At 48.3% G+C, this 4,567-nt stretch carries 5 protein-coding genes; 3 read left to right on the top strand and 2 right to left on the bottom strand.

Features of this window, described 5'->3' with window-relative positions; genetic code table 11:
- Positions 1 to 47: 47 nt before the first annotated feature.
- Together AAB523_03610 and AAB523_03605 are read right to left on the bottom strand one after the other, a co-directional pair.
- The gene (locus tag AAB523_03610) at positions 48 to 620 is read right to left on the bottom strand and encodes a Fe-Mn family superoxide dismutase (protein ID MEK7556338.1); all 573 of its coding nucleotides are present in this window, start codon (positions 618 to 620) and stop codon (positions 48 to 50) included.
- Positions 621 to 649: 29 nt separating this feature from the next.
- On the bottom strand, positions 650 to 1,828 hold the full coding sequence (locus AAB523_03605) for a cysteine desulfurase family protein (GenBank protein ID MEK7556337.1): 1,179 nt from the start codon (positions 1,826 to 1,828) through the stop codon (positions 650 to 652).
- Between the two features lie 67 nt (positions 1,829 to 1,895).
- On the opposite strand from AAB523_03605, the gene AAB523_03600 reads away from it, so the two are divergent.
- The 3 genes from AAB523_03600 to AAB523_03590 all read left to right on the top strand — a co-directional run bounded on the left by AAB523_03600 (position 1,896) and on the right by AAB523_03590 (position 4,340).
- Complete coding sequence (locus tag AAB523_03600; GenBank protein ID MEK7556336.1) at positions 1,896 to 2,366, top strand: DUF4446 family protein; 471 nt, start codon at positions 1,896 to 1,898, stop codon at positions 2,364 to 2,366.
- 131 nt (positions 2,367 to 2,497) lie between these two features.
- Positions 2,498 to 3,997, top strand: a complete 1,500-nt coding sequence (gene infB / locus AAB523_03595) for a translation initiation factor IF-2 (GenBank protein ID MEK7556335.1) — start codon at positions 2,498 to 2,500, stop codon at positions 3,995 to 3,997.
- Positions 3,998 to 4,019: 22 nt separating this feature from the next.
- Positions 4,020 to 4,340 (top strand): ribosome-binding factor A, encoded by a 321-nt coding sequence (locus tag AAB523_03590; protein ID MEK7556334.1) that lies wholly within the window; start codon positions 4,020 to 4,022, stop codon positions 4,338 to 4,340.
- Positions 4,341 to 4,567: the final 227 nt, after the last annotated feature.

Raw genomic sequence — 4,567 nt, 5'->3', positions numbered from 1 at the left:
CGAAAACCGCCCCCTGGGGAGCGGTTTCAACAATCCGAGTTGCCTTACTATTTCATCAGCCGCATTTGTGCTTCGTTCCAATCAATCACGTTCATGAAAGCGCCGACATATCCGGCGCGATCCAGTCCGTAATCAAGGACAAACGCATGTTCAAATACATCCATCACGAGCAATGGCTCTGTTCCCGTCAAATGCCCCATATCATGTTCATTGATCCAAACGTTAAATAATCTGCCGTCTTCTTTATCATACGCAAGTATGGCCCATCCTATGCCGCGCATCGTCCCCGTGCCCCTAAAATCTTTTTCCCAGTTTTCGTATGAACCGAATTTCTCGGTAATTTTTTTATACACACTGCTTTGCGTATCTATGGCACTGGCGTCCTTTTTCATATTTTCAAAATACAGCTCGTGGAGACGCATCCCGTTCCACTCCCAGCCGAACCGGCGTTTCAATTCCGCGTATGCGGGCGTTCCGATCTCAATCGTATCCGCCAGATCTCCGATCTTGTTTACGTTGGCAACGTATCCCTGATAGAGTTTGAAGTGATTTTTCAATAATTCATCGCTCAATCCTTTGGTGCCGAGCAGATGCTCATAATTTTTTGCTTCGTATTTCATGGTTATTTTTTATCTTATATCCTCCCCAATTAAGTCCTTTGTATAATTTTGCTAAAGATTTCTTTGAGCGCTTTGAGCGTATGATCAATATCTTGTCTTCCGGTTCCCCTGCCCATACTAAACCTCACCGCCGCTTCGGGATAGTGCCCCGGCCCGAGCGCTTGTACACAATATGATACGTCTTCGTGTCTCTCCCCACAAGCGCTCCGCGCGCCAACGGCTATCCCTTTCGCATCCAAACGCAATACGAGTTCTTCTTGGTCAGTGCCGGGAAATGACACGTTCACAATGTGCGGCACCTGCTCTTTCGTGTCACCGTTGATGACACATTCCGGAAAAAGAGCTTTCAACCGAGCAAGAAAATGAATACGCAGTTTGGTAAGGCGAAGACACTCTTTCTCTCGTAACTTTTCCGTGATGGAGAGAGCACGTGCAAACCCCACAATGCCCGCCACATTTTCGGTGCCGGGACGTAGCCCCTTCTCTTGTCCTCCACCGTACAGTAGCGGCGCAATCGGTGTTCCATTCTTTACATACAACATACCAACCCCCTTAGGTCCGTATATTTTCTGCGCGCTCGCGGAGAGCATATCCACACCTAAGGATTGCACGCTCTGCAAAGAACAATTAAGCGTTTGGCAAGCGTCCGTGTGCACCAACGGATAGATACTTCCTTGCTTCTCTCTGAAATGGCGCACGGTCTTAGCGATCTCGTGAATTGGTTCTATCGTTCCGATCTCGTTGTTCGCATGCATGATTGAAACAAGCTTTGTGTTTTTGCGAAGCGCCTCTTTTATTTCTTTGCACGAAATCGCACCGCCGCTATTAACCCCCACATAGGTTACCGAAAGGCCTTTCCGTTCAAGAGCTTGAAACACTCGGAGCACCGAAGGGTGTTCAATGACACTCGTGACCGCATGACACTCGCGCAAAGATATTCCGTTTCGCAGAAGTTCCTCAAAGACGCCTGAAATAGCGATATTATTCGCTTCCGTACCACTGCCGGTAAATATGATCTCCTCCGGGAGCGCCCCAGAGAAGCGCGCCGCCTCTATGCGCGCCGCTAGAACCGCTTGGCGCCCGATGACCCCTTCTTTGTGGAGAGAGCTGGGATTGCCAAAGTGTTTCATCGCGTATACATCCATCACTTTTTTCACATCCTTTTCAAGCGGTGTCGTCGCCGCGTGGTCGAGAAAAATTCTTTTCATGTGCCCATTCTAGAATGAAACACGTCCTTTTGCAAAAACGACGTTCGTAGCGTATAATTTATAGCCAATGGTGCTCATCGATGAACAAATTCTCATATATGCTCTCCTGGGGATACTCGTGCTGGTACTTGTATGGATTATTCGTTTGGAATTTAAATTCTCGCGCCTTTTGCGGGGCAAGAATGCAAAAAGCCTGGAAGATACAATCACGCAACTTGGACGGGAAGTAACCGGTTTGCATCTTTCGCAAAAGCAAATTGAAGAATATCTGGTTGTAGCGGAACAGAGGATCAAACGGAGCGTGCAGGGTATGAGTACTGTGCGATTCAATCCTTTTAAGGGCACCGGCGCGGGAAGCAACCAGAGTTTCGCCACCGCGCTCTTGAACGAGAATGGCGATGGTGTCGTACTCTCAAGTCTTTACTCGCGCGAACGCGTCAGCGTATACGCAAAACCGATTAAAAAATTCTCCTCGGAATACGAACTCTCCGGTGAAGAAAAACAAGCGATCAAGAACGCGCGAAATTTTAACGCGTAATCCTTAACCCCTCCACCCCAGCTAAAGATACTTCTTTGTCTGTCTTGAGTTTTCCCCGGTAAATTTTTTGCTCAGCAATAATAGCGAGAAACCTTGCTAATTGCCCGAATTTATTGTATTTTTACAACGTTATGCCGACTACGCAAACCAAACCACAGAGAGATACGCTCATAGAACGCCCGCCCATCGTTGTGGTCATGGGGCATATTGACCATGGCAAATCAACACTCCTTGATTACATAAGAAAAACGAATGTGGTTTCAGGCGAATCAGGAGGAATTACTCAACACTTGTCTGCGTATGAAGTGCATCACAAAGATAAGCGCATAACATTTTTGGACACGCCCGGGCACGAAGCATTTTCCGCCATGCGCTCACGCGGAGCTCGTGTTGCCGACATCGCGATTCTCATGGTCTCCGCGGAAGACAGTGTAAAAGCGCAAACGCTTGAAGCGCTTGAAGCGATCAAGGAAGCTAAGATCCCTTACATCGTTGCGATCAACAAGATTGATAAACCGAATGCAAATCCGGCCAAAGTAAAAAGTGAACTCGTAGAACATGGCATATACCTTGAGGGATTCGGCGGAGATGTTCCGTATGTGGAGATCTCGGCAAAACAAGGGACACGCATTCCTGAATTGCTTGACATGGTGCTTCTGGTGGCGGAGCTCGCGGAACTCAAGGGAGATCCGCAAGCACCCGCGCGCGGGGTTGTCATTGAATCGCATATTGATCCGAGAAAAGGAATCTCCGCCACGATTCTGGTCACTGATGGCACACTGCGAAAGGGTATGTGCGTGGTGAGCGGCGATGCCGTCTCCCCCGTGCGATACATGGAGAGTTTCTCCGGACAAGAAACCGACGCAGTAACATTTTCATCGCCGGTGCGCATCACGGGCTTTAACAAAGTTCCCGATACCGGACTGGCGGTTTTTGCGTATGAGACAAAGAAAGATGCGGAAACAAAAGCGAAAGAGCATGCGATCATAGGACAAACCAAAGACATCATCGGGCCGGAAAACGCGGAGCTGGTGATTCCCGTCGTTCTCAAGACCGACGTGTTAGGCACCCTGGAGGCTGTTTTAAAAGAACTTGGTAAAGTTTCGCACGATAAAGTGTCTCTTCAGATCATCCATAAAGGGGCCGGCGACATCACTGAAAATGACATCAAGGTCGCGTCCGGTTCTCCCGAATCCATCATTATCGGTTTCCGCGTTCGCGCAGACAGCAAAGCGACCGCTGCCGCGGAGAAACTTGGCATTACGATCAAAACATTTGCCATCATCTACAACATTACCGACTATATGGAAGAAGAAGTGCTGAAGCGCGCGCCCAAAGAAGAGGTTGAAGAGCAGGTCGGGGAAGCAAAGATCCTCAGGGTGTTCGGCAAGACAAAAGACAAGCAAGTGCTGGGTGGAAGGGTGACGGTCGGGTTTATTAAGGTCGGAGGGCGCGTAAAGATATTCAGACGCGAGACGGAGATCGGCAGTGGGAAAATATTGGAGTTACAACAACAAAAAATAAAAACGACCGAGGTGAAGGAAGGAAGCGAATGCGGCGCTATGATCGAATCAAAGGTGGAAATCGCCTCCGGAGATACTATTGCCTCATTCATCACGACGACAAAATAAGGCCTGGTATGAGCACAAACACATGGGAACGAAACAAGAAAAACTAGGTGGACTTTTAAAAGGACTCGCGGCGCAGTTCCTGCAAATAGAGTCTGCCGGAACTTCAATGATCACCGTGACTGACTGCCGGGTGTCGGACAATATGCGCCGCGCGCTCATCCTCATAACCGTACTGCCTGAAAAAGGAGAAGAGCCGGCACTGAACTTCGTTAAAAGAAAGAGATCGGATTTCAAAAATTATGTAAAATCAAAGACGCGGATGCAATTTATTCCATTCTTTGATTTTGCGATAGACAAAGGAGAGAAAAATAGGCAACACATTGATGAGTTGTTAAAAATGTAGGTCTGTAAAAATTCCCGCCCCTCAAACAGAAATTATGGTAAAGTATAGTTCAACGGCGTGGTGGCGAAGTGGCGTGAGCGCACGCGAAGTGAAGACAGTCTGAGGTCTCGGACCGAAGCGTTGGGAAGCAACGATGTGGTATTGTAATAGTACCTTTATAATTTGTAGATAAGGCGTGGTGGCGAAGTGGCGTGAGCGCACGCGAAGTGAAGACAGTCTGAGGTCTC

The organism is Patescibacteria group bacterium, from assembly GCA_038063375.1.
Taxonomy (GTDB): Bacteria; Patescibacteriota; Minisyncoccia; order Phycocordibacterales; family JANLHH01; genus JANLHH01.
The sequence above is the reverse complement of the archived record's forward strand: the minus strand, read 5'-3'. Positions and strand labels throughout refer to the sequence as shown.

Bases quoted from the DNA above. Each gene is read 5' to 3' on its own strand.
- infB (MEK7556335.1), top strand. From the start codon at position 2,498: ATGCCGACTACGCAAACCAAACCACAGAGAGATACGCTCATAGAACGC.
- AAB523_03590 (MEK7556334.1), top strand. From the start codon at position 4,020: ATGGGAACGAAACAAGAAAAACTAGGTGGACTTTTAAAAGGACTCGCG.
- AAB523_03610 (MEK7556338.1), bottom strand. From the start codon at position 620: ATGAAATACGAAGCAAAAAATTATGAGCATCTGCTCGGCACCAAAGGA.
- AAB523_03600 (MEK7556336.1), top strand. From the start codon at position 1,896: ATGGTGCTCATCGATGAACAAATTCTCATATATGCTCTCCTGGGGATA.
- AAB523_03605 (MEK7556337.1), bottom strand. From the start codon at position 1,828: ATGAAAAGAATTTTTCTCGACCACGCGGCGACGACACCGCTTGAAAAG.